Source organism: Marinobacter sp. CP1, assembly GCF_001266795.1.
GTDB classification, from domain to species: domain Bacteria; phylum Pseudomonadota; class Gammaproteobacteria; order Pseudomonadales; family Oleiphilaceae; genus Marinobacter; species Marinobacter flavimaris.
The window spans coordinates 2,195,250-2,212,339 of the sequence record NZ_CP011929.1; the positions used below are offsets into that span (position 1 = coordinate 2,195,250).

16 protein-coding genes are annotated in these 17,090 nt (G+C 58.4%); 4 read left to right on the top strand and 12 right to left on the bottom strand.

Going from position 1 to position 17,090, the window contains the following annotated elements; all coding sequences use genetic code 11:
- Positions 1-16: 16 nt before the first annotated feature.
- Positions 17-1,249 carry an NAD(P)/FAD-dependent oxidoreductase gene (locus ACP86_RS10135; RefSeq protein ID WP_053113570.1) on the bottom strand — a complete coding sequence of 411 codons (1,233 nt, stop codon included), beginning with the start codon at positions 1,247-1,249 and terminating at the stop codon, positions 17-19.
- 384 nt (positions 1,250-1,633) lie between these two features.
- On the opposite strand from ACP86_RS10135, the gene ACP86_RS10140 reads away from it, so the two are divergent.
- Complete coding sequence (locus ACP86_RS10140) at positions 1,634-2,929, top strand: nitrate- and nitrite sensing domain-containing protein (RefSeq protein WP_053113573.1); 1,296 nt, start codon at positions 1,634-1,636, stop codon at positions 2,927-2,929.
- A gap of 10 nt (positions 2,930-2,939) precedes the next feature.
- Here ACP86_RS10140 and ACP86_RS10145 read toward each other — a convergent pair whose 3' ends face one another.
- The 4 genes from ACP86_RS10145 to ACP86_RS22640 all read right to left on the bottom strand — a co-directional run bounded on the left by ACP86_RS10145 (position 2,940) and on the right by ACP86_RS22640 (position 6,818).
- Positions 2,940-3,806 carry an ABC transporter ATP-binding protein gene (locus tag ACP86_RS10145; RefSeq protein ID WP_053113575.1) on the bottom strand — a complete coding sequence of 289 codons (867 nt, stop codon included), beginning with the start codon at positions 3,804-3,806 and terminating at the stop codon, positions 2,940-2,942.
- A gap of 188 nt (positions 3,807-3,994) precedes the next feature.
- Positions 3,995-5,002 (bottom strand): ABC transporter permease, encoded by a 1,008-nt coding sequence (locus ACP86_RS10150; RefSeq protein WP_200905088.1) that lies wholly within the window; start codon positions 5,000-5,002, stop codon positions 3,995-3,997.
- A 27-nt stretch (positions 5,003-5,029) separates the two neighbouring features.
- Entirely contained in the window at positions 5,030-6,412 is a 1,383-nt protein-coding gene (locus ACP86_RS10155) for a CmpA/NrtA family ABC transporter substrate-binding protein (protein WP_053113578.1), read from the bottom strand.
- A 223-nt stretch (positions 6,413-6,635) separates the two neighbouring features.
- Positions 6,636-6,818, bottom strand: a complete 183-nt coding sequence (locus tag ACP86_RS22640) for a hypothetical protein (protein WP_139043687.1) — start codon at positions 6,816-6,818, stop codon at positions 6,636-6,638.
- Between the two features lie 95 nt (positions 6,819-6,913).
- On the opposite strand from ACP86_RS22640, the gene ACP86_RS10160 reads away from it, so the two are divergent.
- Positions 6,914-9,559: a nitrate reductase gene (locus tag ACP86_RS10160; protein ID WP_075267775.1), complete on the top strand. Its 2,646-nt coding sequence runs from the start codon at positions 6,914-6,916 to the stop codon at positions 9,557-9,559.
- On the opposite strand, the gene ACP86_RS10165 is transcribed toward ACP86_RS10160, so the two are convergent.
- On the bottom strand, positions 9,543-10,208 hold the full coding sequence (locus ACP86_RS10165; protein WP_053115514.1) for a hypothetical protein: 666 nt from the start codon (positions 10,206-10,208) through the stop codon (positions 9,543-9,545). The two genes, ACP86_RS10160 and ACP86_RS10165, sit on opposite strands and share 17 nt — an antisense overlap.
- A gap of 299 nt (positions 10,209-10,507) precedes the next feature.
- Here ACP86_RS10165 and ACP86_RS10170 point away from each other — a divergent pair, with 299 nt between their 5' ends.
- Positions 10,508-11,080, top strand: coding sequence for a type IV toxin-antitoxin system AbiEi family antitoxin domain-containing protein (locus tag ACP86_RS10170; RefSeq protein WP_008176946.1), 573 nt, complete (start codon positions 10,508-10,510; stop codon positions 11,078-11,080).
- A gap of 47 nt (positions 11,081-11,127) precedes the next feature.
- On the top strand, positions 11,128-12,033 hold the full coding sequence (locus ACP86_RS10175) for a nucleotidyl transferase AbiEii/AbiGii toxin family protein (RefSeq protein WP_008176949.1): 906 nt from the start codon (positions 11,128-11,130) through the stop codon (positions 12,031-12,033).
- 119 nt (positions 12,034-12,152) lie between these two features.
- Here ACP86_RS10175 and ACP86_RS10180 read toward each other — a convergent pair whose 3' ends face one another.
- From ACP86_RS10180 to ACP86_RS10195, 6 genes are all read right to left on the bottom strand, one after another.
- On the bottom strand, positions 12,153-12,581 hold the full coding sequence (locus tag ACP86_RS10180) for a hypothetical protein (RefSeq protein ID WP_008176952.1): 429 nt from the start codon (positions 12,579-12,581) through the stop codon (positions 12,153-12,155).
- 103 nt (positions 12,582-12,684) lie between these two features.
- Entirely contained in the window at positions 12,685-13,134 is a 450-nt protein-coding gene (locus tag ACP86_RS22645) for a hypothetical protein (RefSeq protein ID WP_139043688.1), read from the bottom strand.
- Positions 13,135-13,144: 10 nt separating this feature from the next.
- A complete protein-coding gene (locus tag ACP86_RS22650; RefSeq protein ID WP_139043689.1) occupies positions 13,145-13,492 on the bottom strand; it encodes a hypothetical protein in 348 nt (115 codons plus the stop codon).
- Positions 13,493-13,545: 53 nt separating this feature from the next.
- Positions 13,546-14,064, bottom strand: coding sequence for an Hcp family type VI secretion system effector (locus ACP86_RS10185; RefSeq protein ID WP_008176957.1), 519 nt, complete (start codon positions 14,062-14,064; stop codon positions 13,546-13,548).
- Between the two features lie 214 nt (positions 14,065-14,278).
- Positions 14,279-16,003: a bifunctional protein-serine/threonine kinase/phosphatase gene (locus ACP86_RS10190; RefSeq protein WP_008176960.1), complete on the bottom strand. Its 1,725-nt coding sequence runs from the start codon at positions 16,001-16,003 to the stop codon at positions 14,279-14,281.
- Between the two features lie 77 nt (positions 16,004-16,080).
- Entirely contained in the window at positions 16,081-16,929 is an 849-nt protein-coding gene (locus ACP86_RS10195; RefSeq protein ID WP_008176963.1) for a formate/nitrite transporter family protein, read from the bottom strand.
- Positions 16,930-17,090 lie beyond the last annotated feature (161 nt).

The following is a 17,090-nucleotide window of genomic DNA, read 5'->3' on the forward strand; positions in this document are numbered from 1 at the left end:
CTCTTTCCGGAGCGGCTCATGCCGCCGCCTCGCAGTAGTTCTTGCCGAATGCAATGAAGTCCCGGTAGCGGGAAATATCGTCCTGCTGCTGAATGCGCTGGCTGTACCAGGGGCCGTCCCGGGTGTCGCCCAGCAGTACGGCGCCGGTCAGGCGCTGATTGCGGATCAGCAGCCGGCAATAGTGGTTCTGTTCGTGGTCCTGCCAGACCACGGATTCGGTGTCCCCGTCGGGGCTGATCTGTCCGCAGGAGAAAATCGGAACGCCGCTGATCTTCAGGCGGGTTGGTGTATCCACCGGCCGATACTCGGCGTCTGGAGTGTTTCCGCCGAGCACGCCTGCAAGCACCTCGGCCTGCTGGTATCCGGGTTCCACCAGTCCGAAGGTGGTGTTTCCCAACTGACAACACTCACCCAGCGCAGAGACTGCCGGATCGCTGGTGCGTAGCTGCCCGTCCACGAGAATGCCGCGATCGCATTCCAGGCCGGCAGTCCGGGCAAGCTCGGTAGCAGGCGTGATACCGGTGGCGAATAAGACCAGATCCGTGCTGACGAGAGTTTCGTCATCCAGCTGGACGGCCCGGACCATGGAACGCCCGAGCAGGGCTTTGGGAGCCGTTCCGGTGCGAATATTTACGCCCCGCTCTTCCATGTGCTGTTGCAGGAGCTGACCCCCGATTCTGTCCAACTGACGGTTCAGAAGATGGCCGCTGCGGTGCAGCAGGGTGACGGCCATACCACGCTGGCGGAGACCTTCAGCGACTTCCAGGCCAAGAAAGCCTCCGCCGACGACCACCGCCCGCCGATGGCGGCCAGCAGACTCAATCAGGGTCCTGGTGTCTTCCAGGTCCCGGAAGGTCATGACACCCGGAAGGTCTGCGCCCGGTAGCGCCGGTTTTGCAGGCCGGGATCCGGTGGCCAGCACTAGATGGGTGTAGGGCTGTACCCGACCGGATCCGGTGGTCACCGTCTGATCTTCCCGATTGATGGTGACTACCGGTTCTCCGTTGCAGACTTCAATGCCGTTGTTCCGAAACCACTCGTCCTGCTGCAAGGCCAGAGAAGCTTCGTTTGTTTCACCGGCGAGCAGCAGCGAGAGTTGTATCCGGTTGTAAGCAGCGGATGCTTCGCCGTTGAACACGATGATGCGGGTAAACGGTCTGACTCGCCCACGGCAGAGAGCTTCCAGCAGGCGTTGCGAAACCATGCCGTGCCCGCAGATCACCAGTGTCGATTCAGTGTTTCCTGTCATTTCGCTCGAACCCGTACTTTTCGACCAAACAAAAAAAGCCGGAGCATCTATTCCCGAGGGGAAGTCGATGGTCCGGCGCCAATGCCAACAACAATGATCTGATGGTCCGGCCTGATCCTTGGCCGGGACGTTCGTCCTTACCAATTGCAAAGCGATCTTCGTGCCAGTTCTTCGAACCTTTAAAAATCATACGGTTAGCGTTTTTCAGGGTTGCTATCACCTTTACGAACACTTGAAAACTGCCCTGCGACGGGGCGGATTGCACGGTTTTGGGCCAGATGCGGTGGCGCGGTAATTGCTGCGCACTGGCAAGAGGTTGGTTACGCGAGTGACTGATCTGACCGTGATTGTCGCATTAAAGGCTGTCTGCCTCCGGAGTCTGTTATGAACACCAAACGTGCCGCCGCCTATAAATCGCCATCCGCGGGCGATTACCTGATTGCCTCGAAAAGCTGCGAGTTGATGAACCTCCAGTACTTCTTGCAGATGGGCAAACTGGTCCAGTGCATCAGCAATCTGGTACATGCACTGCAGTGCGAGCGAGGTGCGTCTAACGTGTTTCTTGGTTCTTCCGGCGAAAAGTTTGCCCAGGAGCGAAAACACCTGGTTGCGACGTCGGATCGGCTCCGTTCGGAGTTTGAGCAGGCCCTTGCCGAGATACACCAGGAACTGACGGCGCATCCTGTCAGTAGCCGCCTGCTTAACCAGCTTGCGAGCGCCCTTCACGGCCTTGAGGGCTTGCCCGAACTGCGACGGTGTGTGGTGGCCCGGAAAGTAACTGCGGCCTCTGCCACCGAGGATTACAGTACCCTGATCCACAACCTGATTGCGGTTGTGTTTGAAGCTGCCGATACCGCGGTTGACCCCACCATAGCGGGGCTTCTGGTGGCCATGGTGCACCTGATGAACGGCAAAGAATTCTGTGGACAGGAGCGGGCTGTCGGTTCGGCGGGGTTTTCCAGTGGCCGGTTTGATCGTGCACTGTCAGAGCGCATGGCGCACCTGATTGAGGCGCAGGAGCGCTGTTTCGAGGTGTTTAACAGCTTTGCCGATGAGGGTTCCCTGGACCTGTGGGAAAAACTGCGCGAAAACCCCCGTGAGTCCGAAATTGAAAAACTTCGCCAGCGGGGCACTGCCATCGGTCGTTATAAAGACCTGGATCCGGCCCTGGCCGATGAATGGTTCAGGCTCATGTCTGAGCGGATGGACGAACTCAAAAAGATAGAGGATTCCGTGGAGGGCTGTTTTCATGCCCGTTGCACCGAGCGTTTTGCCGATGCCAGAAACTCGCTGGCCCACCAGGAAACCCTGATTACTTCCCTGGATGCCCAGGAACCGGCTTCTCAACCCATGTTGGTGCTGTGCGATTCCGGAAACGAACAACAGGCCGGTGAGTCCTGGGCCAGCGATGGTATTGGTCAGCAGTTTGGCCGCTCCATCTTCGATCTGGTCCAGGAGCAGACCCGGCGCCTGCAACAGATGACCGATGAACTGCAGAGTGCCAGGGAGGCTCTGGAAGACCGCAAAACCCAGGAAAAAGCCGTGCTACTGCTGATGGAGCATCGCAGGATCAGCAACGACGAAGCTCACCGGGTATTAAGGAAACTGGCCATGGACCAGGGCCGGAAGTTGCCCGAGGTAGCCCGGGCCCTGGTGTCCATGGCGGATGTGCTGAAGTAACCGAAACGTATCACGCCCTGGCGGCCCGGGCCTTCGGTTGCTCACCCTCGGAGGCTTCCGGCTTTCCCGAACGACGTGGCGAGATGTGCTCCAGCTTGCGCTGTTTCTCGTACAGGAAGCGCAAGACCTCCTGCCGGTAATGCACGTATTCCGGGTTATCGGCCAGAGTCACCCGGTTGCGCGGCCGGGGCAGGTCAATGTAGAGATCCTCGCCCACGGTGGCCTCGGGCCCGTTGGTCATCATGATGATCCGGTCTGACAGCAACACCGCCTCGTCCACATCGTGGGTGATCATGATTACCGTGTTGTTCAACTCCTGCTGAATCTCCATCAACGAGTCCTGTAAGTGGGCCCGCGTCAGTGCATCCAGCGCGCCGAACGGTTCGTCCATCAGCAGCACGCTGGGCTTCATGGCCAGGGCACGGGCAATCCCCACCCGCTGGGCCATACCACCCGATACCTCACCCGGTCGCTTGTCCGCCGCATGGGCCATATTCACCAGTTCCAGATTGTGATGAATCCAGTCGCGCCGCTCCTGCTTGCCCATCGATTTTCGAAACACCTGCTGCACTGCCAGCTCGACATTTTCGTACACCGTCAGCCAGGGCATCAGCGCATGGTTCTGAAACACCACCGCACGCTCTGGCCCCGGCGAATTCACCTCATGGCCATCCAGCACACAGCCACCCTTGGTGGCCTGAAGCAGGCCAGCCACAATGTTCAGGACGGTGGACTTGCCACAGCCGGAGTGGCCAATCAGGGAAACAAACTCGCCCTTCTGTATCTTCAGATTAATGTTGTCCAGGGCCACAAACGGTCCCTTCGGCGTATCAAACGCCATTTCAACACCGGTTAATTCAAGATGAGCCTTACTCATGGAAAGCACCTCGCGGTAATCGGAGCGCCGGGTGGGTCACGCCTCCCGAAACCCTCAAAAACATGGATGTTTTTGCGGAGCGTACAGGGATGTACTCGCCGCGTGTTTCGGGAGGCATGACCCACCCGGTGCGGCATGCTCCGTGGTAAAAGAACACTGTTGGAACTCGAAAGCTCGATGGGAGTACGTCACTCATTCCAGGCAACCTTGCGCTGGATCAGAAGCATCACCCGATCCAGCACAAACCCGATAAACCCGATAGCCAGAACCGCCACCATGATCCTGCTCAGGGACTGGCTGCTGCCGTTCTGGAATTCATCCCAGACGAATTTGCCCAACCCCGGGCTCTGGGCCAGCATCTCGGCCGCGATCAGCACCATCCAGGCAATGCCCAGCGACACCCGAAGGCCGGTGAAAATCATCGGCACCGAAGAAGGCAACACCACCTTGCGGACATGGGTCCAGAACGACAGCCGCAGCACCCGGGAGACATTCAGCAGATCCGGATTGACCGCGGCCACACCGACGCTGGTATTGATCAACGTGGGCCAGAGACTGCACAGGGTGACCGTGATCATGGAGGTCAGGAACGACTTCTCGAACATCGGGTCGTCGCTCACGTAGGTTGCTGAGACCACCATGGTCACCAGCGGCAACCAGGCCAGCGGTGACACCGGCTTGAACACCTGGATCAGCGGGTTGACCGCCGCCTGGAAGTGCCGGTTCAGGCCCACCACGATGCCCAGGGGCACGGCGATAGCGGTCGCCACGATGAATCCGGCCAGGACCGTAACCAGACTGGTCAGGATCTGGTCGGGAAAGGTGGGGGCACCGGGGTAATTCCGGATCCTGACCTCAGCCTCGGGGTTGTCCGCCAGAATCCGGGCGTTCCGCTCTTCCTGCATGGCAATGAACTTGTCGGCCCGCTCGCGTTGGTTGACGTGCTCCTGCCAGAGTTGCCCCGATTGTTCCCAGACCTGTGCCGGGCCCGGGAAGCTGCCCAGTGAGGTATCCACCTGCGGTGCCGCCAGATGCCAGAAACCGACGAATACCAGAATACCTATCAGTGGCAGCAACATCTGGCGCCCGGTGGCGGCGAGCTGGCCGGGTGTCAGCGACTCACCGAGGGACCTGAATCTCTGGCCCAGCCAGCGCGGCGGCTGGGAGGGTTTTTTGGCCGAAGTAATCGTAGTCATGGTTATCAAACCTCCTTGCAAACCCGGTTACGGGGTTTGCGTACCTTTCAGGCCGATCTCGAAACTGTCGATATAGGCGTTGGGTGTTCGGGGGGTGAAGGCGATACCGTCAATCAGCTCGCCCTGTTGCGGGCGCTGAAAGTTCTCGGCATCGAAGTCCGGAAAATCCTTGGCCTTCAGCGTGCCGTCGGCAATCAGTGAACGAGCTGCCTGCTGGTAGATGTCGGCCCGGTAAACCCGGGCTGCGGTTTCCATATACCAGTCGTCCGGCTTGGCCTCGGGTATCTGGCCCCAGCGGCGCATCTGGGTGAGATACCAGATGGCATCGGACGGATACGGGTAGGTGGCGTGATACCGGAAGAAGACATTGAAATCCGGGACTTCGCGAACGTCGCCTTTTTCATACTCGAAGGTGCCGGTCATGGAGTTGGCAATCACCGCCTCATCGGCACCTACATAGCTGGGCTGGGCCAGGATTTTCACGGCCTCGTCCCGGTTGGCATTGTTGTTCTCATCGAGCCAGTGGGCGGCGCGAATCATGGCGCGAAGCAGGCGCAGATGGGTGTTCGGGTAGTCCTCGGCCCACTGACGGGTCACGCCGAAGACCTTTTCCGGGTTATTCGGCCAGATCTCGTAGTCAGTGATCACCGGAACGCCGATGCCCATGAACACCGCCTGCTGGTTCCAGGGCTCACCCACGCAGTAGCCCTGGATGGTGCCCGCCTCCATGGTGGCCGGCATCTGCGGCGGCGGCGTCACCGACAGGTGCACGTCGGCTTCCAGGGTGCCGCTGGTGTCGCCACGCTGGGGGGCGTAGTAGCCGGGGTTCAGTCCACCGGCTGCCAGCCAGTAACGAAGCTCATAGTTATGGGTGGACACCGGAAACACCATGCCCATCCGGAATCGTTCGCCCCGATCCCGGGCCGCTTCCACCACGGGCAGAAGTGCACTGGCACTGATCGGGTGCTCGGGCTTGCCGTCGGCATTATCGGGGATATGCTGGCTCATGGTGTCCCAGACATCATTGGACACGGTTATGCCATTACCGTTCAGGTCCATGCTGAAGGCGGTGATGATATCGGCCCGGGTGCCGTAGCCGATGGAAGCGCCGAGGGGCTGGCCGGCGAGCATGTGGGCGCCGTCCAGTTCTCCGGTAATCACCCGGTCCAGCAGGACCTTCCAGTTCGCCTGCGCTTCCAGTTCAACAAACAGGCCTTCGTCCATAAAGAAGCCCTGTTCCCAGGCAATCGCAAGGGGCGCCATATCGGTCAGCTTGATAAAGCCAAGCTTGAGGTCCGGCTTCTCGGCCGGACCAATCTCCGCGTGAGCCCCTGCGCTGACTGTCCAGACGGTGGCCGTTAGCAGAATTCGAGTGAGCCAGCGGGCGGTTCTTCGTGTGAGCGTGTACATGGATATACCTCATTCTGTTTGGCCCAAATGCAAAAACGCCCGCTCTCCGTTACCGGAAAGCAGGCGCCTGTGCCTGGGGATCAGTTTTCTGTTGAGTCGTAACGCGCGTCTCTGTTTATAGTCTTGCACGGGCCGTGCCATCTCGGCTGGTCTCAATAAAACAACGAGTTAGGAGAGTTCTTCGAGGAGGCGGCAGGTATGGTGAGCGGGCATTCGTCTGGTTTTAGTGCGTGGTAGGCCAGGTTTGCACCACTTTGATACCGGATTTGATGGTTGGCCCGGAGCCTTGGCGCATTGATGCGGGGCTGAAATCCTCGAGAGCCGCCATAGTCGGTGTCTGGCAGAGCCCGGAGCCGCCCTTGATCGGAATGGCCCTGTTATTGCAGCCGGTAATGCGACTGTTCAAGACAACCTGATTCCATTGGCAAAGAAGCCCGCCCCTGATGCGCCTCCAAGGCATCCGGATTGGCGGGCTTTTTTTATGAAACCCGAGGAGGTGCTGTGACCGGTACCAACAAAAAACCGGCGACGGTTCAAACCACCTGCCCGTATTGCGGTGTGGGTTGTGGAGTGAGCGCAACGCCATCTGCGACCCGCGGGGATGAGACACATCCGGCGAATCTGGGGCGCCTTTGCGTGAAGGGCTCTGCCTTACACGAAACGCTGACTCCTGATGGACGACTGTTGCGGCCTGTTGTTCACGGTCGTGAAAGTGCCTGGCCGCAGGCAGTGGCGGAAGTGGCCCGACAGATTCGTGAATCAGTGGCGCTTCATGGGCCCGGGTCTGTGGCCTTCTATCTCTCCGGTCAGTTATTGACGGAAGATTATTACGTGGCCAACAAACTGGCCAAGGGGTTTATCCGCACACCCAACGTGGATACCAATTCCCGCCTGTGCATGTCGTCCGCCGTCGCTGCCCATAAAAGGGCCTTTGGCGGGGATCTGGTTCCTGGCTGTTATGAAGACCTGGAACTGGCGAACCTGTTGGTGCTGGCCGGCAGCAATGCCGCCTGGGCGCATCCGGTGCTCTATCAGAGAATGCAGGCTTCGGCGCGACCCGGCCGCCGGGTGGTGGTGATTGATCCCCGTAAAACCGCGACCAGCGATCTGGCGGATCTGCATCTGGCCATTCGTCCCGGGACCGATACGGTGCTGTTCAATGGCTTACTGGTCTGGCTGGCCGACCAGCAGGCAGTTGACCATGGTTACCTGGCGGATCATTGTGAAGGTTTTGACGCCAGCCTTAGCGCTGCCGAATCCGCGGCACCCTCTCCCGAAGCGGTGTCCAGGATCTGTGAACTGCCGGTAGAAGATGTCATTACCTTTTACCGATGGTTCGCAGAGGAGCAGCGCACGGTGACGGCGTTCTCCCAGGGCATCAATCAGTCTTCGGCCGGCACCGATAAAGGCAACGCCATTATCAACTGCCATCTGGCCACAGGCCGGGTGGGCAAGCCCGGCGCCAGCCCCCTTTCCCTGACCGGCCAACCCAATGCCATGGGTGGCCGGGAAGTGGGTGGGCTGGCCAACACCCTTGCCGCTCATATGGATTACGACAGCCTGGATGCCCGGGACCGCGTGGCCCGGTTCTGGGAGACCGAGGCGGTCGCAGATGGACCGGGCATGAAAGCCGTCGATCTGTTCGATGCGGTTGAGCGGGGTGATATCAAGGTGTTGTGGATCATGGCCACCAACCCTGCGGTCAGTTTGCCGGAGACCCATCGTATCCGGCGGGCCCTGGACCTGTGCCCGACTGTCATTGTGTCTGATTGCGTCAGGGACACTGACACCGCCCGGCATGCAGACATCCTGTTGCCGGCGGCGGGTTGGGGTGAGAAAGACGGCACGGTTACCAATTCTGAACGCTGCATTTCCCGTCAGCGGCGCTTTCTGCCGTTGCCCGGAGAGGCCCGGCCCGACTGGTGGATCGTCAGTGCGGTGGCCCGCGCCCTGGGACACCAGGCGGGCTTTGACTATGGGAAGCCCGCGGACATTTTCCGGGAACATGCCCGGTTGTCGGGGTTCGAGAACGCCGGTCAGCGTTTCTTTGATATTTCCGGGCTGGCGGAGTTGAGCAATGAACAATACGAGTTGCTTGAGCCTGTCCAATGGCCGGTTACCGGGGCGGCGTCTGATTCCAGGCGACTGTTCACTGACGGTCGGTTCGCGACCGCCAACGGGCGCGCTCGACTGATGCCAGTTGCCTCTCGATTACCGGCCAGGAATCCGAATGAAGCGTTTCCGTTGATCGTGAATACCGGCCGTATCCGGGACCAGTGGCACACCATGACCCGGACAGCCCGGTCCAGCCGGTTGCTGGCCCATCGCCCCGAGCCGTTCATTGAGGTGCATCCCGAGGATATTCGGGCGCTTTCCCTCACCCCGGGGGCATTGGCAACACTGAAGAGTGCCCATGGGCACTTTGTCGGCCGGGTGCGCAGTGCGCCGGAGCAGCGGCGTGGTGAGGTGTTTGTGCCGATCCACTGGAACGATCAGTTCACCGGGCAGGGTCTGGCTACAGCGCTTACTGACAGCCTGGTAGACCCGATATCCGGGCAACCGGAAGCCAAGCACGGTCGTGCTACCCTCACCCACTGGCCTGCCCGTTGGTATGGACGTTTGCTGGTGCGACGGGATCGTCCAAAACGCTGGAAGGCAGACTACTGGGCCCAACAGGTTCTGCCCGATTGCGATAGCTGGATCGTGGCGGGGCAGTGCAAAATGGATTGGAAAAGTGCTGTGCCAGACTGGCTCGGCGGCCAGCCGCAGCTGGTGATGGAAGATGTCCGCGAAGGCCGCTTCCGGGCGGCGCGGTTGCGCAATGGTCAGTTGGAGGCGGTACTCATGGTGGATCGTGACGCGGCTGCCTTGCCATCCGTGGACTGGCTGGTCAGCTGCTTTAGTCAGCCAGAGCTCGACGAGGCGAGCCGGCGCGGCCTGCTGGCGGCAAAGGCCGTCGATGGGGATGATGCTGGCAACCTGGTTTGCAGCTGCTTCCAGGTTGGGGACCGACAGATTCAGCAGGCAATTGGGCGGGGTGCCAACAGCGTCGATGCCCTCGGCCGTGAGCTCAAGTGTGGCACCAACTGTGGGTCCTGTGTGCCGGAGATACGGAGCCTCCTGGTTGCCTCTACCGAGGTGGTGTAAGCGGGCTTAGCATCTGCACAGGCACTCTGTATCGCACCCCTTTCGAGTGCCCGATGCCGTCCACGGTGCAGGTCTTTCGATTGACCCGAATGATCTGCCCGTGCAGTTCCCGCCGGCCGGCACCAAAACGCACGGTATCGCCCACCTGCCAGTGGGCCATCTGTTGCCTTGTGTCCACAGGCTCGAAGGGCGTATCCGGTAGCGCCAGACCCTGTTCCCTCGCCTCATCTGCCAGGGCCTTACGGGTCGCTTGCGCCGCCCCGTTCTCGTGCAACTCATCCAGAATGGTATAGAAATGGCGGTTGTGCACAGAGCCCCGATATCGCTGGCCGGCACTTTGCTGCAGGAGATGGGCAAACTCGTGGCAGCAGGTGTGTGCCAACAGATTCAGAGTGCTCAGTTCCCCGCCAAAGTACCCCCGTTTCCGGATCTCTCGGCCTGACAGCCAGCCGCTCGCCGTCTCCGGCTGGTGCTTGGCGGCAATCATGCGGGCACCGTAGGTGATCAGGTGTTGCCGGTCTCGAGAATCGTAACGGTGATAGGTGGCCTGGCCGGACCCAACCCGGCAATGCAGGACGCTGCCCGGATTGCGTTCCCGGACCCATTGCTCCGCCGGTTGCCAGAGCCAGTCCCGGGTGACGGCGCACATGAGTTCGCCAAGGCTGATGGCGGTCTGGGTTGGTAGGGGCGTTTTCTGCAAACTTGGGTACCTGGCTACTTCACGGATGCGTAATACCAAACAAGCTTAACGTTCGAATTTACGGTTTGCTATGGTCTGGCTCGGCAATATTATGCGGTGGTACTGATTATCGACCTTGGGAAAGGTCCAGCAAAGCCGACACTTGAATGACCTATGCCATTCAGACAAACTGTCACCATATATAAATAAGTGGTGACGATTTGTCTGGCTCCGACTCCGCCCGATCTTCCAGGGCAAAACTCCAAACCATGTTCCGTCAACGCGGCGGTCAGCTCCGCCTGACAGAAGCGCTGGCTCGGGGCTTTAGCCGGTACCAGTTCTATCAGCTTCGGGACGAGGGGCTGATTGAGCCGGTCAGCCGTGGCATTTACCGGCTGGCGGACCTGCCCTCAATAGAGAACCCGGATCTGGTGGCTGCCGCTACCCGTTTTCCCAATGCGGTGCTTTGCCTGATTTCCGCGCTGGCCTGGCACGACATTACTACACAGATTCCCCATCAGGTGCATCTGGCGGTGGAGCGGGATGCCCGTTTGCCGGTGCTGGATTATCCGCCGGTAGCCGGGTACCGGTTCTCCGGGCGGGCCTTTAGTGAAGGCATTGAACAGGTTGACGTGGATGCCATCACCCTGAACGTCTACAACCCGGAGAAAACCCTGGCCGACTGTTTCAAGTTCCGGAATCGAATCGGCATGGATGTGGTTCTGGAGGCGTTGGATCTATACCGCACCCGCAAAAACTTCCGTCCAGGAAAACTGATGGAATATGCCAGAATCTGCAGGGTCGCCAATGTCATGGCACCCTACTTGGAAGCCAAGCTGTGAACAGAATCATCCTGGCGATGGAATAAAAAGAGTGAAAGGAGATCACGGTGGCACAAAACACTGCTGCGTCCGTTCGGCAGAGATTGCTGAATAAGTCCCGGGAAGAAAAGCGTCGCTTTGATGAACTGCTGCAGTATTACGCCATGGAGCGGTTTCTTTACCGGTTGAGTCAGTCGCCCCATAACCGCTGCTTTACCCTCAAAGGTGCGCTGATGTTCTGGGCAATGCAGGGGCCGAACAGCAGACCGACACGGGATATCGATATGTCGGGCCAGACCAGCAATGATCCAGAGGCTATTCTGGCCCAGGTGGGCGAGATTATTGCGACTGAGGTGCCGGATGATGGCTTGCGATTTGATCCGGATACCCTGAAGGCGGAGACCATTACCGAAGATGCAGACTATCAGGGGCTAAGGGTGACCTTCAGCGGTTTTCTCGACAACGCCAGGATTCCAATGCAACTGGACATTGGCTTTGGCGATCCCATATTTCCGTTCCCATCCTGGCTGGAGTTCCCGGGCTTGCTGGATTTTCCAACTGCACGGATTAAGTGCTACACCCCGGAATCGTCGATTGCTGAGAAGTTCCAGGCGATGGTCAACCTTGGCGAACTGAACAGCCGGATGAAGGACTTTTACGATATCTGGCTGCTTTCGCGTCAGCACGAGTTCCGGTTGGAAAATCTCGAGGGGGCGGTTGAGGGCACCTTCCGAAAGCGTGGGACAGCAATCCCTGAAACCAGTCCCTTTTCTGCCGCTTTTATGGACAGCAAGCAACCACAGTGGCGGGCTTTCCGTAAGCGCCTTGGCCAAGAACATGTGCCAGAGGCTTTTTCGGAGGTAGTAGAGGCGGTGGTTGAGTTCCTCGGCCCTTTGATGCTGAGCAGAGACGTGGACGCGCCCAAGGAAATTTGGTGCCCACCCGGTCCATGGAGTCGGCAGGCTTATGGCTAGTCTTATTTCGGAAGACAGTATCAAGCAAGAACTTTTGCAGCGCTTGCAGCATATTTACGGCTCCAATGGGCTGGACCGTCATACCGAAAAGCTGGAAAACCTGACATAGACAGCATAGATCATTCGCGTGTTTTACTGACAGACAAAGAAGATAGAACTTCGCCGAACACGTCATCCTGAGTACTAATGGTAATCCATGAAGAAGGGTGTTCCGAGGTCGCGATAAATGCAGTGGTGTAGCCTTTGACGGTGACCGAGAAGCCGTAGGCGCTGCCACCCAAATCCAACTTTTTGACCTTACCAGAGTATTGTTGCGTTTCGTTAGATCCTTGCCGAACTTCGTCAACGGCCGTTTCAAAATCTGGGCTGGTTTCCATAGTCCTCAACGAACCAACGATTGCTGAATCAAGCCAAAGTTGTGTTTCGAAAGGCTGCACTTCGATAGCATCAAACCGACTCTTACTGAGTTCGAACGTCAGATCGTTGGAGGTGCGAAACTCAATGGATGCCTGGTCAGTTACAGCACAACCTGAGACCAGGCTGGCCAAAACAATCCTTAAAATTATGAATCTTCTCATTACCGGTTGTATTTCGACGTAAAGCTGCTGGAAGGCTGCTGAATTCGGGACTCGGGTGAGTGGTAGCTATGCATTATTCTGAAATCTTCGCGCCATTTATCCGCAATGACGTTGAGCTTTCAACTGGGCCCTGGAAGGTAATAAGCGATTGAGCTTGGCCGTTCGGTACAATAAATACGGTTCTAAAGTCCCCCTGAACTACTCCAAATACCTGAGCTTCGGGAATTTGCTCCATCCAAATTGGTTTACTTGAACCCTGATTGGCACTCTCAAAAAGCGTCGTTGAGGTGTCAATCGCTGAACTTGAGCTTACTGTACTTGGAATCTCCTCCGATCTGACAAAACCTACGACCCGGTTGTTTCTCAAAAATACAAGCTCGCCATCCCTCATCTTCACAGAGGAGAACATCTTTTCTGGTACTTCTATAGCTAGTTCGCTGTATGGTTGAATGACCAATGAAGATTGGGATGCGCAGCCGGAGAGAAGAAGTAAAAATGATAAAGCTAGGGCTATCCTTGCCATGGTGGGAGTCTCATCTCAATGTCGTTTCGATAGAGGATCTGAACTGGCCAGAACGAACAGTTCGGCAAATCCAGCTTACCTTCACTTCGTTCTGCAAAAAAGGTTTCCCTGCCTCGCGAATCAGGCGTAAAGCCCATTTTGTGATCCTGCGTGTTGGTCGTAGTAGGTCCTGTGGAGAAGGAACAGCATCAACCCATCTACTACAATCGACGGTTTCCACGAGCATATGGGCGATAGCGCGCACGGTTTCTTCGGTTACGCTGCTTTCAGTGAATCCTGAAGCAACAGAATGGCCGTAGAACGCCTTCATGATGGCTCTGATTTTATCAATGTCTTCGGCCGACAATTGACTATCCATTTTTTTCATCCCTGCAAAGGCAGAAGGACCCCTGCGGGGCCCTTCTGGCGTGATTACGCCTCGATCGGCGAACGCCAGTCGTCAGCACCGGAAGTACCGGCAACGGCGTGCTCCCAGGTTACCTTGCGGTAGGACAGGGAAACGGTGACCAGCTGGGTGAAGTCGGCGTTGCCGGCGTCCTGGCAGTGGGGCATGTTGCAGTTGATGTCGATAATGGTCGCATCTTCGAGGATGGTGGAGAAAAAGTGCTCCTGCTTGCCCTCAACAGAGGTGCGGTACCACTTCAGCTCGACCTTGGGCAGCATCTCGCCGGAGGCGAGGGCGTTGTACATCAGCGGGGTGGCCTTGTTCAGGGCGGAGGTGAACTTGAACGGCTTGTGCACGCGCTGACCGGATGGCTGACCGGACTGGGGATCGGTCGGTACGGTAACAACGTGGCTGAATTCCTGCACCAGCACTTCGTCTTCGTGGCCTTCCACGTAGATGTTACCGACAGAATCGGACGTGAATGCGCCGGCGGTGATGTTGCCCTGGGTCTGGCCTTCGATGCTGATATAACAAGGAGTTGGCATAGTCTGCTCCATGACTTGTGAATGAATAGTGTCCCCGGGTGTTCCCTGGACGCGGACTTTCATTACAAAGCCTGTGCCAGAAGAGGAAATAGTTTTTAAAACAGTGGGTTATCTTTTTTCTCGGAGATGTCCCCGGCGGGCCAGGCAACCGCGCGCCCGAACGCCGGGCGAAGGATTGCTGGTGGGGCAAAAACTTGCTCGGGCAATACCCGCTTCAGCCCAGGCCGAGGGCTGCCAGCAACGCCAGGAGCAATAACGCGGATACACCCTGCCAGAAGGCCACGGGATTGCGCTCCATTAACGGCGGCCGATGACGCTTGTGCCAGTCGACGGATGGGTGTCGCAGCTTGTACAGGTATTCCGAGAGCGCCGGGTAACGTCTGTGGGCCTGAGGGTGAACCGCTTTTTCAATTGTATCGTCGACCCAGGCGGGAAGATTCTCACGTAAGTGTCTCGCGGGCCGGTAGTTCAGCCCGCGAAGCTGGTTCCGGCTATGGATTTTCGGTACTTCCGCGCCATAGGGAAGCTGGCCGGTGAGCAACTGGTAGGTAATCACGCCCAGGGAGAACTGGTCTGATAGCCAGCTGCCGGGCTCGCCGAGAAAGGTCTCAGGGGCACTGTAAAGGGCGGCCCCCCGAGGAACCGCCTGTTCGCCGATCTCAGAGTCCTCAAGGCCGGCGACCCGGGTGGCACCGAAATCAATCAGCGTGACAGTGCCATGGGGATCCACCAGCACGTTTTCCGGCTTCAGGTCCTGGTGCACCATTTCAAGCCGGTGGAATGCCCTCAAGCCTTTACCAATCTGCTCAACGAGATCACGCACGGTATCAAGTGTCGGAGCCGGGTTGTCCAGCATCCATTGCCGCAAGGTACAGCCTTCCACGAACTCTGTGGCCTGGTAGAGAAAGCTGGGTCGTTGGCTGGACTGGAACGGTCTTGCGACATGAGCGCTGCTGATTCGCCTGGCAATCCACTGCTCGGTGGAAAACTGTTCCAGGTAGACCGGATCGTGTCTCTGTTCCAGTGAGGGCATCTTCAGCACCACCCGGGTATCGGTTTCCTCATCCACCGCCAGGTAGACATGGCTGCGGCTGCTGGCGTGAATCTGTCTCAGAATCCGGTAACCGTCCAGATGTTGGCCCGGCTGAAGTTCCGGCGCAAAGGGCAGCTGGGCCAGCTGGTGAAACAGCTCGCTGCTTTCCGGAACCGCGGGGACCGAGTTCACCCGGATGATCTGGGCGGTCAGGTTGTCATCACTGCCCTGTTCGAGGGCCTGGGCTGCCAACCGGCGGGCGGCAGCGTCCAGATCATCGCCAGATTCCCGGATGATACCGGCCATGGTTCGCTCATCCAGGTGCTCATGGATGCCGTCGGTCGCCAGCAAAAAGGTATCGCCGGGCTGGATCGGCAGGCTTCGATAATCGATATCCAGTTGATGGCCAATGCCCATGGCCCGGGTCAGGCAGCTCTCTTCCGGGGAGAGCCAGAGCCGGTGATCGGTGCTGAGCTGTTCAAGTTGGTCGTGGTGAACCCGGTAGATGCGGGTGTCGCCGATATGAAACAGATGTGCGGTGGCGGACCTGAGCACCATCACGCTCAGGGTACAGACATAGCCTCGGTCGCGGTCATAGCGGTATTGGCTTTGCCGGGTCTGGGCATGAAGCCAGGCATTGGTTGCGAGCAGCACCCGTTGGGCGGACTGTTTCACCGACCAGCTTTCCGGAGTGGAAAAGTAGTCGCTGAGGAAACCCGCGACGGCGGACTCGCTGGCAATCTGGCTGACATTGCTGGAGCTGATGCCGTCGGCGATGGCAACGGCGATGCCTTTGGTGATCAGCTGGTGGCCCTTTGGCACCAGTAAACCGTGGAAGTCCTGGTTGACTGGTTTGACGCCAGCGTCGGAGTACTGGCCGGCGGAAACGGAAAGGGAGCTGGTCATTGGGAAACGGCATTTCCTCGATCAAGGAAAACGCAACTCCGGCGGGTGCGGCAGCCGGAGTTGCAGGACGCCCCGACTCAGTTGGTACGGGCCAGGGCAGCGTCGTTGTAGGTTTCCGCAACCTTGCGCTTGGGCGCGGTGCGCACATGGGTGGTGTAGAGGGTCAGGCCGGTAAAGGCGAGGCCGCCAACCAGGTTACCCAGAACGGTGGGAATCTCGTTCCACCACAGGTAGTCCATCACCGAGAACTCGCCGCCCATGATGATGGCAGACGGGAACAGGAACATGTTCACGATGGAGTGCTCGAAACCCATGAAGAAGAACAGCATGATGGGCATCCACATAGCCAGTACCTTGCCACTGACGCTGGTGGAAATCATGGCGCCAACCACGCCCATGGAGACCATCCAGTTGCACAGCATGCCGCGAATGAAAATGGTGGCCCAGCCGGCAGCACCGAACTCCGCGTAGCCAAGCGTGCGCGCTTCACCAACACTGGCAATCTTCGCGCCAACGGCACCGGGATCGGTATTGAAACCGTAGGTGAAGATAAACGCCATCATGAAGGCGACGGTCAGTGCGCCGCCCAGGTTGCCAAGGAATACCCAACCCCAGTTGCGCAGTATGGCTGCCGGGGTCACTCCGGGGCGTTTATCAAGCAATGCAAGGGGCGTGAGCATGAACACGCCGGTCAGCAGGTCGAAGCCCATCAGGTAAAGCATGCAAAAGCCGATCGGGAACAGGATGGCGCCGATCAGGAACACGCCGGTCTCGACCGCTACGGTAATGGCAAACGCGGCAGCCAGCGCCAGAATGGCGCCCGCCATAAAGGCCCGAATCAGTGTGTCCCGCGTTGACATGTAGATCTTGGATTCGCCGGCGTCGACCATTTTGGTGACGAACTCCGAAGGCACGATGTAAGACATAATGTTTCCCCTGACTTCTCTCGGATGGCCGGACTTTTCAAGCGGCCAAAAAAAACGGCGGTACCCGGTGCCTGCAATTTGCAGGTGCGAGTAGACGCCGTCGTCTGAATGAATCTGTCGCTGTGAGCAGAACCGACATTGGTTCCGCTAACCGAGTGGGT